The sequence below is a fragment of the Pseudoalteromonas sp. Z9A4 genome, assembly GCF_011378845.1.
In the GTDB taxonomy this organism is placed as follows: Bacteria; Pseudomonadota; Gammaproteobacteria; order Enterobacterales; family Alteromonadaceae; genus Pseudoalteromonas; species Pseudoalteromonas arctica.
The window spans coordinates 36,810-60,156 of record NZ_WTLA01000016.1; the positions used below are offsets into that span (position 1 = coordinate 36,810).

The following is a 23,347-nucleotide window of genomic DNA, read 5'->3' on the forward strand; positions in this document are numbered from 1 at the left end:
CTTATATACCTCTTATTCTGTATCCGCATTATACAAACAAAAGAGGGGGCGGCAAGCCTTTTCTTTTATTTGCATAAACAACTGGTTGATAATTAATCGTTTATAGCAAGGAGACTCCACCGGTAAATTTTTTAAGTCTTTTTGGGCTGATATATAAAGCGAATATTTTGGGTTATGAGTGCTATTAAATTGTTATGCGATTGAATAAATAAGCAATTGAACTATTGATAATAGTTAATCGTATTACAATAATTATTCCTGCTTTATTCCGATGTTGCGCTTAATTCAGGTATTATTTGCGCAACAAGGTTTTTAAGACATTATATATGACCCAATTAAGTGCCAAACAGAACATTCAATCGATTGTTAAAGCAATTAAGGCAGAGGAAGCATCACTTCGTCAAAAGCACCCGTTACTTGCACATCAAAATACCTTAGGGTTAATTATTTTATTGCTATCGCTTAGCGCATTAATTGGTGTTGGTGTTTTATATTATTTAGCCATCATACCTGCTTGGGTATGCATAGTACTTGCGGCTATTGCTGCATCTATTTCCCATGAGTTAGAACACGACCTCATACATAAACAATACTTTAGTAATCAGCCGTTCATGCATAATTTTATGATGCTAACAGTATGGTTAATGCGGCCAAATACTATTAGCCCATGGTACCGACGTAAAATGCATTTACACCATCACAAAACCTCAGGCACACAACAAGACCTAGAAGAACGCTTGGTGGGTAACGGTATTAAAAATCCATTTTTACGTGCGCTAGTTATTGTAGATGGGTTATTAGGGTTAGTTATTTCTACTAAACGTTTTAGAAAAGAAATTAATGGCTTTAGTTTTTCGAGTGTTTTTAATGCGGGGTTTCCGATAGCGACTGCGTATTTCGCTATTTTATATAGCGTTATTTTATTTCATATTGTTGATTTATTTATACCACTTTCGCTAAATTCGCCTAGCTGGGTACTAAGTATAATGAACGTGTTTGAATTTTTAATGGTCGTGCTCATTGTTCCTAATATTATTCGCTCAAGCTCGCTTAATTTTGTTACCTCAAGCATGCATTACTATGGCGGCGTTAATAATATGCTTGAACAAACACATGTACTAACGAGCCGTTTATTTATGCCGTTTCACTTGTTTTGTTTTAACTTTGGTAAAACGCATACTATCCATCATTTTGTGCCAAATCAGCCGTTTTATTTACGTCAAATGCTAAGTGAAAAAATACTTAAAGTAATGGCGCAACACAACGTGCGCTTTAACGATTTTGACAGTATTAAAAATGCGAATGCTTTTAAATAATTACCCCCAACATAAGGGGAGGTTCTACATTGCTATTCTTATTTTATGATATAAACACATATAAAAAATAATTTGAACGCACCACGTTACGCTATTAGCTTAACGTGGTATTGCTGTTTTATTTAAAACATCGCATCATGTTTGTAGCACTTGCTCAACTTTGAAAAAATCACTCTAAAGAATTAAACATCTAGCCGAGCATACAAATGAACCGGTGAGCAATTTTTTATATTTTAAAAATAATGAATCGATACTGCCGGTCTTATATCTCGATTCAATCTTCATAAGCATTAAGGATTTAAATAATGGAAATTACTGGAAGCTGTTACTGTGGTGAACTTAAATACCAAGCAAAGTCTCAAAATAATAATGCACTTGTTTGCCATTGTAGCGATTGCCAACGTATGTCGAGCGGCCCATTTAGAGCCGTTATAATTGCAGAGCCAAATTCGGTAGTATTTACCCAAGGTGAGCCAAAAGAGTTTGTTAAAACAGCGCAAAGTGGTAACAAGCGTGCGCAAGGTTTTTGCGGCACATGTGGTACAACACTTTATGCAACTAACGAAGCTAAAGCTGACCGTGTATATGGTTTGCGTATTGGTGCGGTTGATCAGCGTGATCAATTTACGCCAACAGCACAAATTTGGGCTAAATCAACATTGAGCTGGTTGAGCGGCTTACACGAAGTACCTGCGTTTGATACAACCCCACAAAACTAGTTAGTTGGGGCTATTAGTAATACGGATAAAAAACCACTTTTTTAGTAAGCGGTTTGAAATTTATTTAACCAAATGACTGTCTACTTATAAGTCAGTCATTTGGAGAATAATATGTGTAGTTCACCTAAAAGCAGCCGAGCAGTTAAAAAAACAGCCATTAGTTTTAATGATGAGCTTACTCAAGAACAGCGCCTACGTTTTGCTGCAAAAGCTAATTTAGCGCAAGAGCGCCGTGAACAGCGTGAAGCAACTAATAAACGCTATGAGCAAAAACACACGAGCAACAAAACTTCGTCTGGTTTATTTTCGTGGTTACAGCAACTAGTTAGCTGATTTAGCTAAAGTAGTGTTTTTACCACTGCCTAAACCACATAATGCACACAGTACTCCGGCAATAGCGCACAGCCATAATGGCGCACTCCAACTTCCCGTAGTCGTGTGTAATGCACCAGCTAGCATAGGACCAATAGCCGCGAGTAAATAACCTACGCTTTGCGACATACCTGAAAGCGACGCTGCTTGTTGCGAATCATCGGTTCGTAAACTAATAAACGACAGCCCAAGTATAAAACATGCTCCAGAGCAAAAACCCAGCATTAAGGTCCAAACAAAGGCAAAGTTAGGCATGTAAAGCAGCCCCAATGCACTAAGTGCACTCAACATGGCTAAAATAAAGCTAAGCGCGCTTTGATCTTTTAATTTGGCAAGTAACGGAATCAATATTAAACCCGGTAATGCAGTCGCTATTTGAAAAGCACCATGATAAGCACCTGCTTGCGTGGCACTTTGGCCTGTTTCGATTAATATGCTAGGTAACCACGTGATGATTATATAATTTAAAAACGAGTTTAAGCCCAGCAGTAGGGTAATTTGCCATGCTAGTAAATAGCGCCATACACTTTTTGACGTGTCAGCGTGTTGAGCAATACTCGCGGGTTTTGTGTGCTTACTTAATTGCGACATCCATACAATAATACTCGCCAGAGTAATAATAGCTGATGAGCCCAGCGCAAGTTGCCATCCTAATCCGTTTAACTGACTAAGCGGAAATACTAAAGTAGAAAAACCACCCGATACCACGCCCATAGTAAGCACGTAGGCTGAGGTCATTAACGCAACCTTTGCAGGAAAGTCGCGCTTAATTAAACTTGGTAATAATACGTTTGCTATAGCAATACCTACACCAATAATAGCGGTGCCTACAAAAAGCATGGCTGAGGTATTTATTACCCGCGCTGCAACCCCTGCAAGTATAAATAACAAAGCCACAAACAAGGTGCGCTCTAACCCTTGCTTTTTAGCAAGAGTTGCGGCCATTGGCGATACAACCGCAAAGGCAATGAGTGGCAATGTTGTTAAAAACCCAGCTTGCGATGCGCTAAGCCCAAAGTGATTAATAATTTGTTCAAGCACAGGTGCAATACCTGTAAATGTGGCGCGTAAATTTGCGGCAATAAGTAATATGCCAAGCACAAGTAATATGCCAGCAAAGCGTGATTTAGGTGTGTTATTTAACAAAAGGGAAGACCATTAAAGCTAATACTTAATGGGCGCTAGTATAAAGGCTTAGCAAAAACTATAATTTAGAGATAATGACATTAAATAACTAAAAACAGACAAAACTATGTTTGATGCAATTGGTTGGGACGACATTAAAAATTTTGAAACTATGGCGCAGCCTATAATAGCCAAAATAGAGCACGCGCATGCAAGTCACGAAATACCACTGCACACTCATCCAAAAGGGCAGTTAATTTTAGCGCTGCATGGTTATGTAACATGTGAAGTGTCAGCCAAAATGTGGATGGTGCCCACGCACAGTGCAATTTGGATCCCAGCACAAAAGGTGCATAGTAATAGGGCGTCTGATAACGCGCAGCTTTGTCATTTATTTATTGATAGTAGTAAAAACGGTATGCCGCTAAATACCTGTACGTTAGCTATTACGCCGTTAGTTAAAGAGCTAATGTGCGAGTTGGCTGCGCATAATCAGCACTATACTTTAAATAGTAAAACAGCACGTTTAGCGCAGGTGTTATTTGATCAACTTATTGAAATGCCAGTACAACCACTCGATTTTGTATTATCTAAAAATGAGGTAATTCAAACTATGAGCGATCAGCTTATAAACAAGCCAAACAATCGAAAAACACTACCACAATGGGCTAAGCAGTTTGCATTAACTGAGCGCACATTAGCGCGGTTAATTAAAAAAGAAACAGGTATGACATTTGGAAAGTGGCGTACGCAATTGCATATAATTACAGCCTTAAAAGCGCTATCAGATAAGCAAAGTGTGCAGCAGGTGTCGGAGTTATTAGGGTATGAGTCGGTGAGTGCATTTATTACTATGTTTAAAAAAGTGATGAAAAAGTCGCCCATGAAATACATGAGCGACTTAAATCAATTAAATTAGCTTAGCCTTTAAATCAGTTTAGCTCTTAAATAAGCATTACCACGTATAAGTTGCCGAAAGCATCGCGTTACGAGGTCTACCCGGGAAGTATCTGTCGCCGGTAAAACTGGTGTAATCGGCGCGCTCTGCATAAGCCTCATTAGTTAAATTAATAATGCGGGCAAGCACTTCAAGGTTATTAGTAACTTGCCACTGAGCGCGCAGGCTTAAAACATCATGCCCTTGGTATTTATTTAAGTTTTCTGGGTCGGTGTAGTAGTTACCAACGCGATGCCACTGCAAAGCAAATTGCGCGTTGTTTAATGCCTGCCATGTTAAATCGAGATTAGCAATATTACGCGGCGCGGTATCTATGTCGTTGCCGTTTATATTTAAACCGTTAAGTATTTGGTTGTTAGTATAAGTATGCTTTGCGTGAGTGCCTGCAAAGTTAAGCGCAAGCGACTGCGTTAGCTGGTAGTCAAGTTCAAGCTCAATACCACGATGGCGAGAGCTGCCATTATTTACCGTAAAAAAGTCACTATCGCGGTAAATCGTATTGTGTTTACTCATAGCGTAAAGTGACACGCCATAACGTAGTTTTTCGTAAATCCCTTTAATACCCAGCTCTGCGTTATTGGCTATTTCGGCGCTTAAATTTGCAGTGGTTTGCTCGCGTTGTAATTGGTAGAGCTCAGCCGCTTGTGGCGCTCTGTAACCGCGAGAAAAGTTAGCATAAAGCGTGTTATTTGTATTGTACTGATAACTAACCCCAAGCTTTGGCGATAGATTACTAAAACTATTTTTTCCACTTTCAGGGCGGCTGTATCGGCAGCCACCAAAGCCGCATTCTGTTCCATCGTCTTTTGTTCTGCCTGCTAGCATATTATTGGTGTAGTCGTACTGCATATGCTCGTAGCGCACACCTGCGGTAAGTAACCACTTATTTAATTGCCAATCAATAGATGCAAAAGGGGCATAAAGCGTGGCGTTTACATCGTAATCGTAATCGTAATGCTTACCTTGTGGCACTGTAGCAACTAAAAATGCAGAACCTTGAGTGGGCTCATTTTGGCTTTGAGTAAAGTCGGCTTGCGTGTATTCGCCATCAAGCCCTAGGTTTACTTTTACATTACTTTGTAAATTATGTTGATAAAGCGATTGCACACCAAAGCCGGTTTGACTGTTTTTTTCAAGCGGTGTGCCGGGTAAAAAGTGCTTAAAAAAGTCCATGCTTTGGTCGCGAAAATATAACGTAGTAGAGAGCACATCATCGTTATTTAATTGCCATGTTGCATTGCTCCATGCTCTAAATGCGCGTGCTTTTCTAAATGCGTCTGGGTCAAAGTTTTTTTGCGAGAGGTCTTCGTTTTTATAGCTTTCAAAGCCTGTAATAAATCCAGCCGTTTGCTGATCAAGATTTGTGTAAGTAAGGCCTGAGGTAAGTAATAAATTATTATTTGAATAGCGATGGCGAATATTTACTTTTTGTTGTTCTACGCTTTCGTCGTCGCGGTAACCGCTATTGTCGGTAACACTTGCGTTAATGCCTATACCGCTGTTGCCGTAATCTTGTCCTGCACGTAATTTGTAGCGAGTATAACCGTACGAGCCATAATCAATGCCAACTAAGCCACCGCCTTGAGTAGTGTCGGGCGTTATTACATTAATAACACCATGCACAGCGTTTGAGCCATAAAGTGCAGAGCCAGGGCCTTTTAGCACTTCAATGCGCTGCGCCATTTCGCTGTGCGCTTCAAATAGCTCGTTTATGTTACAAAACCCAGCAGCTCTCAGTGGTATGCCATCCTCCAAAGTCAATATGCCACCACAAGCGCCTGCGCCCGAAAGCACTTGTGAGCGAAGGGCGGGTAAATATTCTTGGCCGTTTCCGCGTTGAATATTAGCGCCTGCTACTCGTTGTAGTGCTTCTTCAATATGGGTAGGCGCTATGCTTTTTAGCTGCGCTTCACTTAGTGTACTTATTGAAAGAGGCAGTGGGGTAGATAGCGCTTCAACGCGCGATGCAGTGGTTGTTATGGTTTCTATTGAATCGTTATTTTGATTATTGGCAAGCGCAGTGTAGCTAAGTGGTAATAGCAGCGGTAAAAAATAAGGTTTCATACATTCCTTTATAGTAAATAGCAGTGCATTGCTTTTATGGTATGTGGTTTTTATATGTTTTTAAAGTTGTTGCGTTAAAGCGTACGTAACCTATAAACCCGATACGTAATTGATAAAACAAAACAAGCCACAGCAGGAAACACCAAAGCCAGCACTAAGTAATGCTCAAATAAAACAAAACCGGTTATACCACCTAATAAAAAGCCCGCAATAATAAGTAAAAACATAACGCCTTTACGCGTATCAAATTGCTCACCTTTAAGTGCTTTTCCCATCATTAAACCAAGGTCAGTAAAAATACCCGTTAGGTGTGTAGTACGAACAACTGCGCCACTGTAATTAGTCGCTAACGCGTTTTGTAAACCACATGCTGCTGATGCGAGCGTAATTGCATAAACATAAGATTGATCAAGTAGGTAGGCACTTGCTAACAGTAAAGCGCCTTCAATAAATAAGAGCGTGTCGTAATGCCGGCCAAGTTTTAATGAACGCCCTGCAAGTAAAAAACCAGAAAGCGCAGAGCCCAGCATAAAGCTTATTAGTATGCTCAATAACAGTAAAGCGGCTGAAGTACTGCTCATTAGTTTAATACCCAACAAAGTGACAGAGCCTGATAAGTGCGAAATAGCCTGATGTTCAAATCCTAATAAGCCAACAGCGTTAACTATGCCCGCTATAAATGCCAGTGTAAACGCGCCATATTCAACCCACTTTGGTAGTTTTGTAAACATTGGTTATCTCTTAATATGTGCAGAGTTAATTATTGAGCTTGTGCTTTAAAACGCTTTATTTGTTCATCAACTAATTTTGTATCAATTACGCCACGCTTAAAAGCAATATAAGTAGGAAATGTAAACTCATTTAATTGCCGAGCATAAATGTTTTTATATTCTTTTGAGTACCATAAACCCGCTTGATAGTTAGTTATTGCGTATTCAACACGTTTTTTTTCAAGTAGCTCAAAAGTGTCTTTAGTTGAAAGTGAACGAAGCAGATTATTCTCATCAAGGCTGTACTTTTTAGCGATAATTTTGGGAAGAATAACACCGCGTAACATAGCTATAGCGGCTTTTGATAAATCATCAATAAGCAGATTATCTTCATTTAACGTGAATAAACCAAACTTAGTGGTATGCAAAGGCTCGCTAGTAAAGTCTAAATATTCTGTACGCTCTTTATAGTTGGCCAATGAGAAATAGCAGTCGTAATAGCCCAGCTCCATCTCTTTTTTAACACGCGCCCAAGGTAAATGAACAACGTCAATTTTGAGGTTTAAGTTTTTTTCAATAAACTTAATGTAATCAATATCTAAACCTGTAAATGTATCGGCTTTTTCATCGTAAATAGTAAAAGGCGGGTAGTGGGTTGTTACGCAGCGCAGGGTTTTACTTGGCGCTGCAAGTAATAACGAAGGTAAAGTTAAAGCTAAAAACAGGAATATTGCGCGCATAAATATAAATTCGATATCTTTTAAAGTACATAAATTGAACGCCAATTATACAGTTACTGAGCTTAATTGCATTGATCTAAGTATTTTTACCTAGCGTATAAGTTAAATTTTGTGAGAAACATCATGTTTAACCCAGAGCAACAGTCACGCATTATTGAAATGGCGTGGGAAGATAGAACCCCTTATGAGGCAATAGAGCAGCTATACGGATTAAAGTATCCGCAGCTGGTGGTATTTATGCGCGAACATATTTCAAAAGGCAGTTTTAAAGTGTGGCGTAAACGCCATGCAGGGCGTAAAACAAAACACTTAAAATTACGCGATCCCGCTATTATGCGCAGCCATTGTAAAACTCAATATAAACAACGTTAAACGAGGGGTGGGTGTTTCATACGATGTTCATCCATGTTTGTTAATCTTTAGCTATTAACTACGCTAGAGATTATTTATGAGAGCAGTAATATACACAGCACTAATAGCATTGGGTTTATGTTCAATAAGCGCAGACGCAAAACCGCATAAAGATAAACATGGTCATAAACACGGCCATAAAAAGCATCATTCGCATAAACATAACGACAATGACTACCTTTCTAAAAAAGAGGCAAAGCAGTTAATTCGCGCAGGTTGGACGCCACCAGGGCTAAGTAAAAGCTACCACCGAGGCGACTTTTTAGAGCGCGATTTATATAAACGAGGTAGAGTTATTGAACGCTCTAGAGATAATGGTACAGTAAGCATTGAGATAGACCGTACAGTTATTCACATGGTGCACGACACCCGAGAAATACTTTCAATTTTAAGTCGCTAAATTAACTTTATAAGGATATTAAAATGCTCATTGCGCTGGCTATAATTATTGGCTTTTTTTTACTGGTTACCCTATTACCTATGTCGTACAGTCAGCATTACTTAGTGCGTAGCTGCGACTTTGTGCGCTTACAGGTATTTTATATTGCCAGTTTTGTCGCTGTTACTTCGCTGTTTTTATTATGGCAAAGTAGCGCAATAGGTTACGTGTTTATAGCCTTAACCTCATTACTTATAATGATTTTACAAGGTAAGTGGATTTACCCGTATACGTGGCTTGCTAAAAAAGAGGTGCAAAGTGCACCTAAGCATATTGATCATAGCATACGAATTATGTCGGCAAATGTACTTATGTCGAATCATAAAAGTGAGCAGTTAATTAGCTTGGTTAACGAGCACCAACCCGACTTACTTATCACGCTTGAAAGCGACAGCTGGTGGGAAAATAAATTATCAGTTATTAAAAAACACTATCCGTATTTTATAGAATGCCCTAAAGACAACCGCTACGGCATGCACCTGTACAGCAAATTTAAAATACTCGACGCGCAAATATGTGAGCTTATAGAAGAAGATATTCCCTCAATTCATATTTTGTTTGAAAACGATGAAGGCCTTAAAATGCAAGGGCACTTTATTCACCCAGCACCACCAAGCCCGACAGAGGAAGACTCATCACGTCCGCGCGACTCAGAGCTAATAATGGTGGCTAAAGCACTTAAAAACCCTTCACGACCTACCATAGTTGCCGGTGATTTAAACGACGTAGCATGGTCGCGTAGCACCCGTTTATTTATGCAAATAAGTGGCTTTTTAGATCCACGAAAAGGTCGAGGATTTTATAACACCTTTCACGCAAGCTACTTTTTTATGCGTTGGCCGCTTGATCATTTATTTCATAGCTCTGGCTTTAAAGTTAAAAGTATTAAACGCCTCGCTAAATATGGCTCTGATCACTTTGCGCTACTCACTGAGCTTTCTTATGAAAACGCTAATCAGGAATCACTAGAAACTAAATCAGCAGAGCACAAGCAAGAAGAAATTCAAGAACTCGCTATGAGCAAGGCTGATAAGCGAAAAGTGCCGAGGTTTGAGGAGAAGTGATAGCTATCAGTTTCTAGCCAGTGTAGGTCGGATAAGCGAAGCGCCATCCGACACAGTAAAATACCTTGCCAATTATAATCAATATTTTATGTTGTCGAGTGGCTGGAGAGTGCCAATTTCGGAGCTTCAAGGCGTAAATCTGAAACTCTGTTGGGTGGCGCCTTCGGCTTAACCAACCTACCTTTTGACGTAGGTCGGATAAGTGGCGAAGCCACGCCACCCGAAAAAATAATGAATTGGCTAGCAACAACACGACTACCGCGTTTATGTTGTCGAGTGGCTAGAAAGTGCCATGAGCGGAAGTTAGATACGCCCAATTTTTTGTCCTTATTTAATTTCTTATTAGCAGTCAATTACGACTTTCTAGAAATTATCGTTCTTATAAATGCAGCTGACATATGTAACGCTAATTCTGCATCCATCTCGCCAACGCCTGACATTTTATTACTACCATGCCTTACCGCTGGTTCAGCATTTGTATATGCATAAAACTTCTCAAAAACTGTTACAAGCATAGGAGAAATAAGTTGCTCCCTTTTCATTGCCTTTAGTGCGTCACCTAGCGTAGCGCATTTGGGATAGATAGTTTTACAAACACTCTCAACTGCACTTACGGACTCTTTAATTGAATTCTCAGGATCCTTACTTGGGCTCAATATATAAGATCGAGCTTTGGAATAATGGACTCTTGCGGGTTCAAATTTATCCTGCAAAGTAGAGTCTATAGCTGATACTCTTGTTTCAAGATCTTTGGGAAGTGAGGTCTCTAATTTACCAGCATCATTTAATTTCCACTGAACTTTATGCTGTGAAAATAAATCATTTACCTTTTGCCTATATGACGGAAACATAAATGATTGGAATCGCGAGTTTTCCCATGCTGAACTGTACTCTATTTCCTGTTCTTTAATCTTTATCGCTGTAATTTCAACAAAGTCATAAAATTGATACCATTCGAGATTCATAAGTCTGCATTTCAATGCATCCAAACATGTCCATGAGTCAAAATCTTCGGAGTCAGTTTCGTGCCCATTTTCTACACATAACCTTTCAATTAAGTCTTTAACTCCCAGCGGTTTTGATTCTTCATTCTTTTGACGGCTATCACCATCAATATAAAGGAGAGGCTCCAAAACATTAATAAAGAAAAGGCTTTTCAACCAATTTGGGGCTTCTTCGCTAATTGGTTTATTTTTATACTCTGGGTCAAAACCAAATCTATGGGAAAACTTCATACCTTTCCTTAACTACTAACATTTTAGTATTTATACGATACGCAATTTGTGTTGCATAATCGCTTGTTGGGCTGAATCGCTACCTGTTCGATGTGACAAGATATGTGTTGTTTAAGTTATGGGAGTTTGCTTTTAGAGGTTTTAGCTAAATAAGCTTACTTATTTCCCTACATTGCTCAGCGTTAACTATGTATCCATTACACCTAAATTCTGCTCAATAAGCAATTACATTTAGCCAATCTCAATGACCGGTTATCGCTCATTTTTGTCTGTCAGGTTTTAGGTATTAGCTTCTACATATCAATAGTTAGCTTTGGGTTTAATCGTACTTGGTTTAGCTCTGTTTAAGCATCATATTGTGGTGTTTTCTGTAAGAACCCTCACTATGTATATGCCTTTAAATACATTGCTTAACTGGTTTGTAAGCGCAATTTAAAGTAACGATAAAGCAGCGTGCTTACGTTTTTATTAAATAAGCTAAATTGTGAAGTGAGTTTTAAATTATTAAAATTTAATGAAGTAGCAATGGTTTGCCTGTAACTTTTTATTTTGAAGGATATTTAATTTTTAAAAGCACGATGTATATCCAAAGCTCGGTACTATCTCTTACTGAAAACTAAATACTGTCTTTTACTAAAAACTAAGTATTGTCTCCTGAGAATTACTTTCTAAAGGTCATAAAAAAGCCTAAAAGTGGTTACCCACTTTTAGGCTTAGTAATTTTTGTATTTTAAACACCTATTAAAAATATCTATTTAAAACACTTATTTCATTTATACAGCTAAATTAGTTGGCGATCATAATGCTTTTAACATTAACAAATTCGCGCATACCAAAACCGCCGTGTTCTCGGCCATAGCCACTGCCTTTAACACCACCAAACGGTAAGTTAGGCTGTGCTAAACCGTAACCATTAATGTTGATCATGCCGGTGTCGAAGTACTTTTTAGCAAGCTCAATAGCTTTTTTCTCATCTTTAGAGAAAATACCACCGCCTAAACCGTAGCGAGAGTCGTTGGCGATGCGCATTGCATCGTCGTTGTCTTTCGCTTTTATTAGCGAAGCGACAGGGCCAAATAGTTCGTCATCGTATGCAGGCATGCCAGGTGATAAATTATCTAGTAGCGTTGGTGGGTAGTAGTAACCCGTTTGCGATGGAATTTCGCCACCTGTTACTATGTTTGCACCGGCTTCAACTGATTGCATAACTTGGTCATGAATGCCGTCACGTAAATCTTCACGTGCCATTGGACCTAAGTCTGTATCATCTGCCATTGGGTCGCCCATTTTCATGGCTTCAAATTGCTCTTTTATTTGCGCTTTAAAGTCATCGTAAAGTGACTCAACAACAACATAACGTTTAGCTGAAACACACGTTTCGCCGTTGTTAATCATACGGCCTGTTACGCAGGTTTTAACTGCTAGCTCTAAGTCTGCGTCATCAAGTACTAAGTAGGCATCGTTACTACCTAGTTCTAATACCGTTTTTTTAGCGTGTTTACCCGCTTCTGCAGCTACTTTTTTACCTGTGCCATCACTACCCGTAAAGGTTACGCCGCTAATTGCTTTGTGCGCAATGAGTGAGCTGGCGGTTTTACCGTCGATGAGTAAGTTGCTGAAACAGTACTCTGGAAAGCCGGCTTGTTTAAATAGCTCTTCAATTTTTTCAGCCATACCAAATACGTTACCTGCATGTTTTAATACGGTTGTGTTACCCGCCATTATGTTGGCAGCACTGTAGCGAATTACCTGATAAAGCGGGAAGTTCCACGGTTGAATACCTAACAGTACACCTGTTGGTTGGTAGCTGATAATTGCACGGCCGCCGTCCATATCACGTTCTTCGTCAGCAAGTACTTGTGGGCCTTGTTCGGCTGTGTAACGACAAATTCCTGCACACAGCTCAACTTCTTGAAAGCCTTGCTCGTATACTTTACCCATTTCTTCGGTCATGAGTTTTGCGATAGATTCTTTTTGCTCTTCGAAAAGTGAGGCTAACTTATTAAGATATCTCGCACGTTCAGTGAACGACGTTAAGCGCCATTTTAAATATGTTTCGTGAGATTTTTCGATTACCTGTTCTGCTTCTTTTTGAGAAAGTAGCGTATAGGTTTCAATGGTTTGCTCAGTTGCCGGATTAATCGTTTTAACTGTGTTACTCATTTCTATCTCCTTACAAATTAATTATCTATAAGGGTGCAAAACGAAAGCCAATATCAAAAAAACAGTATTAATTAATCTCAAGCTATTGAAATGTAGTATCTATTTTGGGTTTTTTATTCTGCTAATAACTTTTTACTACTATGAATATATTATCCAAAGCAGTAAAAAGTTCTGATTGATGCAAAATTTACAAGATTGACTGCTCATGCTTATTCAACTTATAGAAGTTCTTTAGCAATGCGCTTTAATAGGTAGGTTTCTCGTAAAATGGAGAGTCCTTGTTTTTCACTGTTAGCAAGTGTGCGCTCGTTATGAGCAATTGCATCGTTGATATCAACCCATTTAGCAGTCATGCCATTTTGCTGCTCATAATGCTCTAACTGTGCTTTGCCAAGTTCGTCGGCAATGTTACATACGTAGCAATACGATTTTATATGGATAATGTCAAAATCGTCTTTATACCAAGGGCGATACTCTTCGTAGAGTCCAAAGGCTTTTACTACACTTATTTGCTGTGCACCTGTTTCCTCATTTAGTTCGCGTATTAAGCCTTGCTCAATGCTTTCGCCTTCATCCACGCCACCACCAGGCAAGCTGTAATCTTCATAGCGGTTTGTGTACATTAAAAGTATTTTACTATTTTTAATTACAATGGCACGCCCTGTTATGCGAGTAAATTGAGTGCCTTGGTCGATATTAATACCTGCATGAATCAGGGTTTTTAATTGCTGCATTTCATCTCCTTTGTGGGATGTTTATATTATCAGTTGCTATCATTGTGTGAATAGGAACGATTTAAATTATTTTTTTGTGATCGATTTTTTTAAGCATACGTAAATATTAAGTTGGTAACATAAATAGTATTGAATCACTTAATTATTTAAGTCATTAGATTTTAAGCGCGCCTTTAAATTAGTATTTATGATGCGTAGAATAAGAAAAAAGCATAGGGATTTATCATGTTAAACATACTTTTAGTAGACGATGACGTCGAATTTAGTGACGTTGTATGTCACATAGTCGAATTCCTCGGCCACAATATAAGCACCGCAACCAGTTTAAAAGAAGCGCATCAATGGTTTGAAAATAATACCTTTGATCATGTGCTGTTAGATTTTATGTTGCCAGATGGCAGCGGTCTGCATTTACTCGATCATTTAAAAATGATTGGGCAATCTCCAAAAATTACACTTATTTCGGGCCATCCTTCAGTGAAGGGTATTTTAGCTGAAATGTGTGAGCCAAATGTAGGGCATTTATTAAAGCCATTACAACGCGAAGATTTAGAACTGGTTTTAAATGGCCCTAAAAAAGCAGTTAAAAAAGCAAAGTCGAGCGGTATAACGCGTCACTTTGGTGGCTTAATTGGCGAATCAGAGGTCATGCACAAGCTTTACAATATGATTGAACGCGTTGCTAAAACAAATGCTAACGTGATGTTGATGGGTGAAAGTGGTGCAGGTAAAGAAGTAGTTGCTCAAGCTATCCATAACGCTAGCCAGTGTGAAGGCCCGTTAGTGGCGAGTAACTGTGGTGCGCTTTCAAAAGAGTTAATTGGTAGTGAGTTATTTGGTCATGAAAAAGGCGCCTTTACCGGTGCTATAGCGCGTAAAGAAGGGGTATTTGAGCAATCAAATAACGGTACTTTATTTTTAGATGAAGTAACCGAAATGCCAATTGATATGCAGCCAAATTTACTGCGAGTGCTTGAAACTAAAAAAGTAACGCGCGTCGGTGGTAACAGAGAAATACCAACAAATTGCCGTGTTATTTCAGCCACTAACCGCTCGCTTACCGATTTAGCACAAAATAATATTATTCGTGAAGATATTTACTTTAGGCTAGCGGTTTTTCCTATTGATATACCGCCACTACGCGATAGAAAAGAAGATATTCCTTTATTAGCTAAAGCCTTTTTAGATCAACTTAATGACGAAAATGGCACAGCATTTAGCTGGACGCCAGCGCAGCTTAAAGAGTTGCAAAGCTATGAATGGCCGGGTAACGTGCGCGAAATTCGCCATGCGATACACCGTGCATTTATTATGAGTGATCCGCAAACTAGCGATATTATTTTGCCTGACAATTTAGAATCGCCGTTTTCGCGTGTTAATAATCAAACTGCAGAAAAGCCAGTATCGGCAGGGCAAACAATTGAAGAAGTTGAAAAAGAACTTATTCATGCAACGCTTGATAAAGTGCAAGGTAATAAAACACTTGCTGCGCAAATGTTAGGTATTAGTACAAAAACACTTTATAACCGCCTTAATGCGTATGGCGGTATTGGCGAATATAAATAGATCTGAGGAAGGGCATGACATCCGATAACCAAACAGAGCAGCTTAATAAGTTAGTACACGATGCAAGAGGGCCGCTAAATCGTATTTCGATGAATGCCGAGCTTATTAAATTGGTACTTGAAAACGATATGCCAAAAGAAAAAGCGTTAGATGCACTTGATAAAATTATTAATAATTGCCAACAGTGCAGCGAAAGTTTACAAAAAATATCAGACTCTCAATAAATACAGTGTTGTTTAAACACTAACTCGGGAAGCTAATGAACAAGCAAAAACATCAAAGTAAAGCGAATATTACTTGGGCAGCTTTTATAGTTGTTGTGTTGAGTATTATTGTAGGTAACGCATTTTTAGCATTGAACACTATTCAAGGTTTAACACAAACCCAAAAGAGTTTAGACAACACAAGTATGCTGACAACGGCAATTGAGCAATTGCATTTATCTATAGTGCAGGCTGAGTCGGGTCAACGTGGTTATTTATTAACTGAAGAGGCTGATTATTTAACGCCTTACTATGATGCGATTGGGCAAATACAGGCACAAACGGATCATGTTAAATCGCTCCACTCTGAAATTGATGGCCAAGCAGATCGTATTGCTCAGTTACTAGTGCTTGTAGATAGTAAAATTAACGAGCTTAAAAAAACCGTTAACCTTGCACTTGATGATAGAGAAAGACGTGCATTGTATGTGCTAAATACACATAAAGGACGAGATCTTTATAGGCAAATCCGTGAACACGTAAATGAAATACAAGACCGCGAATTACTTTTCAAAGTGAGTCATTTTTCTAAGTTAGCAAAGATAAAAAATGAGGCTAAAATTACGTTTGCTATAACGGCAATAACAAGTGCACTACTTATTATTGGTATGTTTATTATGACGCGCCTTAATTTAAGAAATTCAGCACAGTATCGTTTTGAGCTTGAAAAACAAAACGAAACACTAGCAACGAAAGTGTCTGAACGTACGCAAGAGTTAACGTTGTATTCTGACGAGTTGAGCCGAAGTAACCGAGAGCTTGAAGAGTTTGCTTTTGTGGCGAGCCATGATTTACAAGAACCACTTAGAAAAATTCAAGCCTTTAGCGATCGCCTTGAAACAATGTTTAAAGATGAACTTGGTGAAAAAGGGATTGATTACATTGGCCGTATGAAAAATGCAGCTCAACGTATGTCTAACTTAATAAACGATTTATTAGAGTTTTCGCGTATAGCAACGCGTGGTAAAGACTTTGACGATACAAATTTAAACGAAGTGCTAACTGATATATTAAGTGATTTAGAAATTGCGATAGATGAGTCTAATACACAAGTAGATGTAGAAGACTTACCGGTTATTCAGGCTGATAAAAGCCAAATGCAGCAATTGTTTTTAAATTTGTTGTCGAATGCGGTGAAATTTAGACGCCCAGATGTAAGTCCACATATTAAAATTAGTTACCAGCATGAAAATATCTTTAGTGCTGATCATAATACCGAATTAAGTTTTCAAGTTATTACAATAGAAGACAATGGCATTGGTTTTTCACAAGACTACGCCGATAAAATATTTGTACCGTTTCAGCGTTTACATGGCCGCTCAGAGTATAAAGGCACGGGTATTGGCCTTTCTGTATGTAGGCGTATTGTGGAGCGGCATGGCGGAACAATTACAGCCCAAAGTAAAGACGGTGAAGGTGCAACTTTCACCATAAAACTACCTGTGGAAGCTGCGCTTTTCACATTGCAAGGAGAGGCTTAAATGCCCTATACAAAAGTAAAACCGATTACTATTTTAATGGCAGACGATGATGAAGATGATCGTTTATTAACACAAGATGCCCTTGCCGAAAGCCGTGTACTTAACGAACTTCACTTTGTTGAAGATGGTGTTGAGTTACTTGAATACTTAGAGCGTAAAGGTAAGTTTGAAGACAAGACAACATCGCCTCGCCCAGGGCTTATATTGCTTGATTTAAATATGCCTAGAATGGATGGCCGTGAAGCGCTTGAAGCAATTAAAGCAAACCCTAACTTAAAGGGTATTCCGGTTGTAATTTTAACTACGTCTAAGCAAGAAGAAGACATGGTTAAAGGGTATAACCTAGGCGCTGCATCTTACATTACAAAACCTGTAACGTTTGATGGCCTAGTTGATTTAATGAAAACACTTGGAAAATACTGGGTAGAATTTGTAGAGCTACCGACAACATTTAACGATTAAAGGAGATTGTATGTTAGATAAAGTGACTCAGTTGCTGCTTGTAGAAGATGATGAAGATGATTACATACTCACCTGCGACTATCTGGACCAATTGGATTCACACACGTTTAACATTCAATGGATAAGCTCCCCAGAGCAGGCAATTGAAACGCTTAGCAAAAATGAGCATGACATTTGCCTGCTTGATTACCGCTTGGGTGCATCTAATGGTTTAGATGTATTAAAAGAGGCCATTGCGAATGGTTTTAGCGGCCCTATTATTATGCTTACCGGGCAGTCAAACGACGAACTAGATTCGGCGGCACTTGATGCTGGCGCGGTAGATTATTTAATAAAAACAGAAATGAGCTCTAGCCGCTTTGCGCGTGCTATTCGCTATGCTTTGGCGCGTAAAGATGTTGAAGGTGAGCGAGTAGAGCGTTTAAAAGCCGAAGCAGAAAACCGTTCTAAAGACCGATTTTTAGCGCATTTAAGCCACGAATTACGAACTCCTCTATCGTCTATTTTAGGTTATACCGAGCTATTAATGCAGAGCGACTTTAGTCAGCAAGCAGAAAATGAGTTAGGTGTAATTTATCGAAACGGTAAACACTTATTGAGCCTATTAAACGATGTGCTCGACTTGTCTAAAATAGCAGCCGATAAGTTAGAGCTAACCTTAAGTGAAGTTAACCTTGATAGCATGCTTGCCGATGTATACACGTTAATGCGCGTATCGGTGCTTGATAAGGGGCTTACGCTGCGCTTTGAATCTCATCAGCCATTACCTTTAGTTGCACGACTTGATGCAACAAGAGTTCGCCAAATTTTAATAAATTTAATAAATAATGCGGTTAAGTTTACCGATAAAGGCGAAATTGTTGTTAATGCGTGGACGCAATGGGTTAATGACACTGAAATGCTATTTTTTAGCATTAAAGACTCAGGCATGGGCATAGCCCCTGAAAAACAAGAACTGATATTTAAACCGTTTGAGCAAATAGCTGATGTAGAATCGCGCTCTGTAGGTGGTGCAGGTCTTGGCTTAGCAATATGTGCTGAATTGTTAGCGCGTATGCACGGTGATATTAGTTTGCACTCTGAAGTTGGTAAAGGCTCTACGTTTACTATTTCGGTTTACCCCGGTGATATTAGTGAAGAAGAGCGCCAAGTACTTAACTTTAGCAGTGCTCCGCAACTACAAAGTAAACTGGCTCCTTGTAAAGTGCATGGGCGAGTATTAGTAGTTGATGATTTACGTGATTTACGCATGCTAGTTGGTCATATGATCAGTACCTGTGGTGCGCGCGTCGATTATGCCGAACATGGCCAACAAGCGCTTGAAAAAGTGCGTATTGCAGATGCGTATAAAGCGCCTTACGACATTATTTTTATTGATATTCATATGCCTGTAATGGGCGGCAAGGAAGCTACCATAGAGCTTAGAAAAATGGGTTACAAAGGCCCAATAATCGCGCTCACTGCCGCTACTATGAAAGGCATACATGAGGAGCTTGCTGCACTTGGCTTTAACGATGTAATACCAAAACCTGTTGATAGCGCGGCTTTATATCAATGTTTGCAAGATTATTTGGTAGCGCCAGAGCATGCACCGCAAGCTAAAGATATAAATTGTAGTAAGGGCTTAACCGAGAAAAAGCAGCGCTTTTTACTTGTTGAAGACGATCACGATGCAGCGCAAATTACGCAGCTACTTTTAGAAAGTCTAGGCGTTGAAACCGTCATTGCGTCTAGCTGCGCACAATGTTTGCAAATACTTAATCACGACCAGCAATTTAATAAGGTATTGTTAGACATGCATTTACCCGATGGGCGTGGCATTGATTTAGGCCAGCAAGTTAATGAGCGATATCCAGAGCTACGCTTGGTGATTGTAAGTGGCGCAGAGCCAGACCCTAGAGAAATAAAAGATTTAAATATTGACCGAGTTTTACTTAAACCTATTAATTTGAGCTTACTTGAAACGCTTATTAGCTAGGGCCTGTTTATCTTTCGAGGTTAAATTTGCAGCAGTATGTTTGGTATTTAGGCAAGGCAGAGCCTGTGTAGTGTGGTTATTCCCCATAAATAGGCGATAACGTAGCACAAATGCCAAACATGCGCTGCCCGAAGGGTTCTGCCCAGGGGCTATTTACTCTTTGTTGCTCGGTTTTTACTTAGCCCACTAGGTTACAAACCTCGCGCCGCGATTAAATAGCCCCTAGATTGAACAAATTTTAATCCTGAAAGGTCAACAGGTCCAATAACTGAGACATTATTTATATGTATTCAATAAAGTTAGTATCTGAAGAATTAACACCATCAAAAGTAGTGTGTGTTGGCCGTAACTATACCGCACACATTGCAGAGCTAAACAACGAAACGCCAGACCAAATGGTGTTATTTAACAAACCAAATAGCGCAATTACTAATACGTTATTTGCAGCTCACAACGGCGATACGCTGCATTATGAAACCGAGTTGTGTTTTGTAGTTAAAAATAAAAAATTTGTAGGTGTTGGACTCGGCCTTGATTTAACTAAGCGCACGGTACAAAGTAAATTAAAAAATAAAGGACTTCCATGGGAGCGCGCTAAAGCGTTCGACGGCTCTGTAATTTTAACTGATTTTGTAGCGCTAACTGATGCAATGAAGCACTTTACCTTTGAACTTAAAATTAATAATAAAGTAGTTCAGCAAGGCGATACTCATTTTATGCTGCATAATCCGGACTCAATTTTACAAGAAATTAGTGAATTTATGAGCTTAGAAGATGGTGATGTAGTAATGACTGGGACACCTTCGGGCGTAGGCGAGGTAACACCTAAAAGTATTTTTGCTGTGGCACTTTATACTAACGATCAGTGCTTGCTTGAGCATCAGTGGCAAGTAAGTAAAAATTAATAACTTGCTGTTGGTAGTGTTGATCAAAGTCGGCAAAGGTAGTTTTAAGCCAATTATGCTGACTTTGTTGATACTCAGGCGATTGTAGTACATTATTTTTTAGCGCGCGGTTGATTTTTTTAAGCGCTTGCTGTGCAAAATTATTAGGTGCGTTAGCCGCACAACCTATTGCTCCTCGTATAAATTGAATGTCATTTTCTGCAATTGGTACACTCTCTATATTCGTATATTCGTATATTCGTATATTCGTATATTCCCCTTGTTTATTAAAGTAATCGGCCATAAACGGGTAATCAATTGAGTAGTCTAAAAAGCCATGACTCAAGCGTGCTATAACAGCCTGACTTTCATTTTCGCTACTCCAACTTAACGACGATTCTTTATCTTGTTTTGTGTTTTCAATAATTGTATTAATTTTAGTTGTAAATTTACGTGCAGCAGCTTGCCCGTATACGTATTGCGGGTCGGTTAATAAATTAATAAGGTGAATAGGCGAGCCGTGCTTTTCTTCTAATTTGGGCTTTAGCTCTTTAGTCGTGATAATTGAAAATGGGGGATATACCGTTGTTGGATTTGAGTAGTTAAGTAGTTGGTTATTATGCTTTTTATAAATAACACACGGGAAGCATACGCTTTTTCCTTCACTTAAATATTTATTTATACGCTGCTGAGGGACAATTAAGCGGGTATGTTTTACATCTGTTATGGTTCTAATGAGTTGCTCGGTTAGGTTGTCGCAAATACCGCCTTGTGGTGCACTTTCGCTTTTAGCTATATGAAAAGGGGGCGTGTAACTTTGTAGCCAAATAATTTCTTCTAGAGGCTGTAATTTTTGTTCAACAGCATGCGCGTTAAATACAATTAATAAGCAAAATGCATAGTATCCGTTTCTCAGCATTGATAAGTGTTCGTTGAATTAAGAAAACTTAATTAAAGTATAGTGTTGGTTGTAGTAGGGTCAAATATTTTAGTTAAAAGCAGCCTTGTTCAAGGCTGCTTTTAACTGGTATATGCTTAGTAAGGCATAGGATAGTTTTTAAATATAGTGTTAATCTCACTAAGAATTTCGTCGTTTAACGTGATGTTAAATGCATCAATATCTTCTTTTAATTGGGCTATGCTTGTTGCACCAATAATTGAAGAGGTTACGCCATCTACTTGGTTACACCATGCGAGTGCTAGTTGTGCTGGAGTAATATTGTTTGCATGAGCCAGCTCAACATACTGCTTAGTGGCTTGCTCTGCATTGGGTGTATCTCTAAAAATACCGTTGCGCTGCATGAAGGTCCAACGAGATCCTTCAGGGCGAGCACCGTTTAGGTATTTACCCGTTAATAAACCGGCTGCTAAGGGCGACCACGGTAAGTAGGCAATATCTTCGTGTACACATTGTTCTATTAAATACGGCCAGTCTTTAGCGTGCGCTAAGCTAAACTCATTTTGAATAGATACCATACGCGGTAAGTTATGCTCTTTGGCCAAACTTAAAAACTGGCTTATACCCCATGGCGTATCGTCAGATAAACCGCAGTGCTTAATTTTACCTGCTTTAACACATTCATTAAGGCCTTCTAGAATATCAAGCATACTAGCTTTCTGCTCTTGTGTATTTACGTCGGTAAATTTAAGAGTGCCGGGCCACTGTCTGCCAAAGTGCGGGGTAGAGCGGTTTGGCCAATGCAGCTGATATAAATCAATATAGTCGGTTTTAAGGCGCTTAAGTGAATCGTCTACGGCTTCTATTACCGTTTGGCGCGTAATATTGCCACCATCACGTACCCACGATAATCCATTGCCTGCAATTTTTGTAGCAAGTACCACATCGCTGCGCTTTTGCTGATTACGCGATAGCCAATCGCCAATAATTTCCTCAGTTTTACCATAGGTCTCTGGAGAGGGCGGTACCGCATACATTTCGGCTGTATCAATAAAGTTTACGCCTTGCTCTAACGCGTAGGCTATTTGTTCATCAGCATCGCTTTGAGTATTTTGTTTACCCCAAGTCATACTGCCTAAACATACTCTTGAAACGTTAATACCACTGCTGCCAAGTGGGCTGTATTGCATGAGAATTCCTTATTGCTCGTCTTGAGAGTAGCTAACTAACGCCGATAAAAGAGGCTCTGCAATGAGGGCTTTTTGGCCTGTTTCAAAATCAAACATAACCACTTTTGAAGTGCCTGTTGTTGTTATAGCGTTTTGTGCATGGCTATAAACGGTATAGTTCATATTAAAGCGGTCTGTTTTTATATCAGAAATAGTAACACCGACTGTAAGCGTATCTGGGAATATAACTGGGCGTTTATAACGAATGTTATTTTCGCTTATTACCGGGCCCACGCCATTAGGGCTTATTGTATCGAACAGATTTATTTTATTTAAGAAGTCGATTCGGGCTATTTCAAAGTAACGTAAATACACTACATTATTTACGTGTTGTAGTGCATCCATATCAGCCCACGCTACGGTGATGTCGGTATGGATAGGGTGCTGATCTTTAAACGTTTGCATTATTTATTGGCCCTTAATTTTAAAGTACTTAGATTATCAACATGGGGTTACGAGCTCAAGGTAATTAATGGCATGTTTTTTTATAAGATGATTGTACCTATTTAATTTTAGGTCTACAGTTAAATTGCACA

23 protein-coding genes are annotated in these 23,347 nt (G+C 39.1%); 13 read left to right on the forward strand and 10 right to left on the reverse strand.

Annotated features, from left to right (window positions below; translation table 11 throughout):
- Positions 1-326 precede the first annotated feature (326 nt).
- From GQR54_RS12505 to GQR54_RS12515, 3 genes are all read left to right on the forward strand, one after another.
- Positions 327-1,316, forward strand: coding sequence for a fatty acid desaturase (locus GQR54_RS12505; protein ID WP_166378014.1), 990 nt, complete (start codon positions 327-329; stop codon positions 1,314-1,316).
- 305 nt (positions 1,317-1,621) lie between these two features.
- Complete coding sequence (locus tag GQR54_RS12510; RefSeq protein WP_166378016.1) at positions 1,622-2,035, forward strand: GFA family protein; 414 nt, start codon at positions 1,622-1,624, stop codon at positions 2,033-2,035.
- A gap of 111 nt (positions 2,036-2,146) precedes the next feature.
- A complete protein-coding gene (locus GQR54_RS12515) occupies positions 2,147-2,368 on the forward strand; it encodes a hypothetical protein (protein WP_007581505.1) in 222 nt (73 codons plus the stop codon).
- On the opposite strand, the gene GQR54_RS12520 is transcribed toward GQR54_RS12515, so the two are convergent.
- Positions 2,357-3,553, reverse strand: coding sequence for an MFS transporter (locus GQR54_RS12520; RefSeq protein ID WP_166378018.1), 1,197 nt, complete (start codon positions 3,551-3,553; stop codon positions 2,357-2,359). The genes GQR54_RS12515 and GQR54_RS12520 overlap by 12 nt on opposite strands.
- 106 nt (positions 3,554-3,659) lie before the next feature.
- Between GQR54_RS12520 and GQR54_RS12525 the strand changes: the two genes are divergently transcribed.
- On the forward strand, positions 3,660-4,451 hold the full coding sequence (locus GQR54_RS12525) for a helix-turn-helix transcriptional regulator (RefSeq protein ID WP_024605835.1): 792 nt from the start codon (positions 3,660-3,662) through the stop codon (positions 4,449-4,451).
- 36 nt (positions 4,452-4,487) lie between these two features.
- On the opposite strand, the gene GQR54_RS12530 is transcribed toward GQR54_RS12525, so the two are convergent.
- The 3 genes from GQR54_RS12530 to GQR54_RS12540 form a co-directional block, all read right to left on the reverse strand.
- On the reverse strand, positions 4,488-6,554 hold the full coding sequence (locus GQR54_RS12530; RefSeq protein ID WP_166378020.1) for a TonB-dependent receptor: 2,067 nt from the start codon (positions 6,552-6,554) through the stop codon (positions 4,488-4,490).
- A gap of 74 nt (positions 6,555-6,628) precedes the next feature.
- Positions 6,629-7,285 carry a YoaK family protein gene (locus tag GQR54_RS12535; protein WP_165727634.1) on the reverse strand — a complete coding sequence of 219 codons (657 nt, stop codon included), beginning with the start codon at positions 7,283-7,285 and terminating at the stop codon, positions 6,629-6,631.
- A gap of 29 nt (positions 7,286-7,314) precedes the next feature.
- The gene (locus GQR54_RS12540) at positions 7,315-8,004 is read right to left on the reverse strand and encodes a transporter substrate-binding domain-containing protein (RefSeq protein WP_165740948.1); all 690 of its coding nucleotides are present in this window, start codon (positions 8,002-8,004) and stop codon (positions 7,315-7,317) included.
- 123 nt (positions 8,005-8,127) lie between these two features.
- Here GQR54_RS12540 and GQR54_RS12545 point away from each other — a divergent pair, with 123 nt between their 5' ends.
- The 3 genes from GQR54_RS12545 (at position 8,128) to GQR54_RS12555 (ending at position 9,918) form a co-directional block, all read left to right on the forward strand.
- The gene (locus GQR54_RS12545; RefSeq protein WP_166378022.1) at positions 8,128-8,376 is read left to right on the forward strand and encodes a TIGR03643 family protein; all 249 of its coding nucleotides are present in this window, start codon (positions 8,128-8,130) and stop codon (positions 8,374-8,376) included.
- Positions 8,377-8,452: 76 nt separating this feature from the next.
- A complete protein-coding gene (locus tag GQR54_RS12550) occupies positions 8,453-8,815 on the forward strand; it encodes a hypothetical protein (RefSeq protein WP_165727633.1) in 363 nt (120 codons plus the stop codon).
- 23 nt (positions 8,816-8,838) lie between these two features.
- Entirely contained in the window at positions 8,839-9,918 is a 1,080-nt protein-coding gene (locus GQR54_RS12555; RefSeq protein ID WP_166378024.1) for an endonuclease/exonuclease/phosphatase family protein, read from the forward strand.
- 353 nt (positions 9,919-10,271) lie between these two features.
- Here GQR54_RS12555 and GQR54_RS12560 read toward each other — a convergent pair whose 3' ends face one another.
- The 3 genes from GQR54_RS12560 to GQR54_RS12570 all read right to left on the reverse strand — a co-directional run bounded on the left by GQR54_RS12560 (position 10,272) and on the right by GQR54_RS12570 (position 14,050).
- Positions 10,272-11,153, reverse strand: coding sequence for a hypothetical protein (locus GQR54_RS12560; RefSeq protein ID WP_166378026.1), 882 nt, complete (start codon positions 11,151-11,153; stop codon positions 10,272-10,274).
- A gap of 786 nt (positions 11,154-11,939) precedes the next feature.
- Positions 11,940-13,316 carry an NAD-dependent succinate-semialdehyde dehydrogenase gene (locus tag GQR54_RS12565; RefSeq protein ID WP_166378028.1) on the reverse strand — a complete coding sequence of 459 codons (1,377 nt, stop codon included), beginning with the start codon at positions 13,314-13,316 and terminating at the stop codon, positions 11,940-11,942.
- Positions 13,317-13,534: 218 nt separating this feature from the next.
- Entirely contained in the window at positions 13,535-14,050 is a 516-nt protein-coding gene (locus tag GQR54_RS12570) for an NUDIX hydrolase (protein ID WP_166378029.1), read from the reverse strand.
- A gap of 225 nt (positions 14,051-14,275) precedes the next feature.
- Here GQR54_RS12570 and GQR54_RS12575 point away from each other — a divergent pair, with 225 nt between their 5' ends.
- The 6 genes from GQR54_RS12575 to GQR54_RS12600 all read left to right on the forward strand — a co-directional run bounded on the left by GQR54_RS12575 (position 14,276) and on the right by GQR54_RS12600 (position 20,705).
- Positions 14,276-15,616 (forward strand): sigma-54 dependent transcriptional regulator, encoded by a 1,341-nt coding sequence (locus GQR54_RS12575; RefSeq protein WP_165727625.1) that lies wholly within the window; start codon positions 14,276-14,278, stop codon positions 15,614-15,616.
- Between the two features lie 14 nt (positions 15,617-15,630).
- A complete protein-coding gene (locus tag GQR54_RS12580; protein ID WP_039485081.1) occupies positions 15,631-15,840 on the forward strand; it encodes a histidine kinase in 210 nt (69 codons plus the stop codon).
- Positions 15,841-15,875: 35 nt separating this feature from the next.
- A complete protein-coding gene (locus GQR54_RS12585) occupies positions 15,876-17,360 on the forward strand; it encodes a sensor histidine kinase (RefSeq protein ID WP_165739604.1) in 1,485 nt (494 codons plus the stop codon).
- On the forward strand, positions 17,361-17,822 hold the full coding sequence (locus tag GQR54_RS12590) for a response regulator (protein ID WP_165727623.1): 462 nt from the start codon (positions 17,361-17,363) through the stop codon (positions 17,820-17,822).
- Between the two features lie 10 nt (positions 17,823-17,832).
- Positions 17,833-19,800 carry a hybrid sensor histidine kinase/response regulator gene (locus GQR54_RS12595; RefSeq protein WP_166378031.1) on the forward strand — a complete coding sequence of 656 codons (1,968 nt, stop codon included), beginning with the start codon at positions 17,833-17,835 and terminating at the stop codon, positions 19,798-19,800.
- 284 nt (positions 19,801-20,084) lie between these two features.
- A complete protein-coding gene (locus GQR54_RS12600) occupies positions 20,085-20,705 on the forward strand; it encodes a fumarylacetoacetate hydrolase family protein (RefSeq protein WP_166378033.1) in 621 nt (206 codons plus the stop codon).
- Here the strand turns inward: GQR54_RS12600 and GQR54_RS12605 are convergent.
- From GQR54_RS12605 to GQR54_RS12615, 3 genes are all read right to left on the reverse strand, one after another.
- Positions 20,656-21,603, reverse strand: coding sequence for an ABC transporter substrate-binding protein (locus GQR54_RS12605; protein WP_166378035.1), 948 nt, complete (start codon positions 21,601-21,603; stop codon positions 20,656-20,658). The genes GQR54_RS12600 and GQR54_RS12605 overlap by 50 nt on opposite strands.
- Before the next feature lie 116 nt (positions 21,604-21,719).
- A complete protein-coding gene (locus tag GQR54_RS12610; RefSeq protein WP_166378037.1) occupies positions 21,720-22,772 on the reverse strand; it encodes an aldo/keto reductase in 1,053 nt (350 codons plus the stop codon).
- A 9-nt stretch (positions 22,773-22,781) separates the two neighbouring features.
- Positions 22,782-23,216 carry a thioesterase family protein gene (locus GQR54_RS12615; protein ID WP_166378039.1) on the reverse strand — a complete coding sequence of 145 codons (435 nt, stop codon included), beginning with the start codon at positions 23,214-23,216 and terminating at the stop codon, positions 22,782-22,784.
- Positions 23,217-23,347: the final 131 nt, after the last annotated feature.